At 67.5% G+C, this 2,237-nt stretch carries 2 protein-coding genes; one reads left to right on the plus strand and one right to left on the minus strand.

Annotated elements, in window-relative coordinates; genetic code table 11:
- The coding region (locus ACFWVD_RS28315) for an ABC transporter permease (protein WP_379247920.1) at positions 1 to 692 on the plus strand (692 nt) is incomplete at its 5' end.
- A gap of 26 nt (positions 693 to 718) precedes the next feature.
- On the opposite strand, the gene ACFWVD_RS28320 is transcribed toward ACFWVD_RS28315, so the two are convergent.
- Positions 719 to 1,762 (minus strand): S66 peptidase family protein, encoded by a 1,044-nt coding sequence (locus tag ACFWVD_RS28320; RefSeq protein WP_081524745.1) that lies wholly within the window; start codon positions 1,760 to 1,762, stop codon positions 719 to 721.
- Positions 1,763 to 2,237 lie beyond the last annotated feature (475 nt).

The raw sequence follows: 2,237 nt of genomic DNA on the forward strand, positions 1-2,237 counted from the left end.
GGGAGCTCGTCGACTACAGCATCACGCCGATCATGTTCGTGTTCCTGTTCACCTACGTCTTCGGCGGGCAGATGGCGGGCTCCCCGCAGGAATACCTCCAGTACGCGCTGGCCGGGATCATCGTTCAGAACACGCTGTTCATGAGCATGTATACCGCCATGTCGTTGAACACCGACCTGACCAAGGGCGTGTTCGACCGGCTCCGCAGCCTGCCGATCGCCCGTTCGGCCCCGTTGTTCGGGCGGATCGTGGCCGACTTGGCCAAGCAGCTGTGGGCCATGCTCCTGATGATCGCGCTCGGCCTCGTGCTGGGCTTCGAGATAACCGGCGGTCCGGCGGGCTTCATCGGGGCGGCCCTGCTGCTGCTCACGTTCGCCGCGGCCGTGTCGTGGACGGCGGTGCTGATCGGGATGGTGGCCGGGGACGCGGAGAAGGTGCAGGTCTATGCGTTCACCTTCATCTTTCCGCTCACCTTCACGAGCAGCGCGTTCGTCGAGGTGGACACCATGCCCGGGTGGCTCCAGGCATGGGTGCAGGTCAATCCGGTGACGCACCTGTCGGACGCGTTCCGCGGGCTGCTGCTCGGCACTCCGGCGGGCGGACCGATCCTGTGGTCGCTGCTCTGGGCGGCGGGCATCACCGCGGTCTTCATGCCGCTGGCGATGCGCGCCTACCGCTCCGAGAGCCACTGAACGCCGGCTCCGGCACCGGCTCCGGCTCAGTAGGTGACGAGGATCCTGCGTGCCCGGCCGTCCACCCGGATGCGGCCGCCGACGGGGATCACAAGCTGCGGGTCGGTGTGGCCCAGGTCGACGTCGAACACGACCATGGTGTCGGGGGCGTACTCCTGGAGGGCCCTCAGGACGGCCTCGCGCTGACGCAGGCGGAATTGGGCCTTGTCCCGGGCACCCAGCCGGTTCTCGAAGGACCAGCTCTTCGCCCGGCCCATGAGCAGTGCGGGGAACTGTCGCAGCAGCCCGCGTTCACCCATGCTCCGCAGGATCCGGTAGACCTCTTCGGCGCGCGGCATCTCCTCGGACGTCTCCAGGAAGAGCACGTTTCCGGCGTACGTCTCGGCCGGTTGGATCGCACGGTCGGCCATCAGCATCCAGGAGATGACCTCCAGGTTGCCGCCCCAGCCGATGCCCTCGACGACGCGGCCGGCGTTGTGCCAGGACCAGCCGTCGGCGGGTTCCATGCAGGGCTCGGACGCGAAGGTCTGCGGGTCCTCCCAGGGGCTGTTGACGTCGCCGTAGGTGCTTGCCGCGGTGAGCTCGAACTCGCCCGAGGTGAACAGCGCCGCCCGGAGGGAGGCGGCGGTCGACGGGTGCAGCGCGCCGGGCCGTCCGAGCTCGACCATGACCGAGCCGCCGTGGTAGCCGACGATCCCCAAGTCCCGCAGGAACAACAGCAGGTTGGTGTTGTCGCTGTAGCCGAAGAACGGCTTGGGACTGGCGCGCAGCAGGTCACGGTCGAGGTGGGGCAGGACGGTGATCTGGTCGTCGCCGCCGATGCTGGCGATCACCGCCTTGATGTCCGGGTCCGCGAAGGCGGCGTGGATGTCCGCGGCCCGCTCCTCGGGCGTCGCACCCATCGTCCGGGTCGTCGGATACTCCACCACCGTCAGGCCGAAGTCCTCCTGGAGCCGGCGCACGCCCAACTCGAAGGGCAGCGGGAACAGGCCTGGGAGGCCGGACGAGGGGGACAGCACGGCGACCGGATCTCCGGGGCGGGGCTTCGCGGGATAGCGAGGATCTGACATCTGATGATCATAGAAGTTGGCGGATCGTGGCCGCGCGGGGCCGTGCGACCCGCCTGCACCCACCACTCGAACAGACATTTCGGGCACGCATGTCGGATGGTCATTCATTCCTATGATCTCGAATCGAATGCAAAATCGAGACAAATACCACTGTGTCCGACACGGTTCGGCACGTCACGTCGGAGAAAACTGGTCCGCCGTCAGAGCCATGACGCATCCGACCGAGAACAGGACCACGACCACTGACCTGACTGTTACCTGCCAACCGATTGCGGAGGTGTCACGATGTCCTGCTTCAGGACCGACTTCCGAAAGGTCCCCAAGGGCCTTCCCCCCACGTGCTGTTGCCCCAGAGCACGCGCCGTCCTCTCCCTGCTCCTCCTGACGGCCGCCGCACTCAGCGGCCCCGCGGCCCCGGCGCACGCCGCCGCCCCCTATGGCGCCAGAGCCGTCGCGGTGGCCGCCTCCAAACAGG

The sequence above is a fragment of the Nocardia sp. NPDC058666 genome (genome assembly GCF_042714895.1).
GTDB lineage: Bacteria > Actinomycetota > Actinomycetes > Mycobacteriales > Mycobacteriaceae > Nocardia.

Coding starts and splice junctions, on each gene's coding strand:
- ACFWVD_RS28320 (WP_081524745.1), bottom strand. CDS start 1,762: ATGTCAGATCCTCGCTATCCCGCGAAGCCCCGCCCCGGAGATCCGGTC.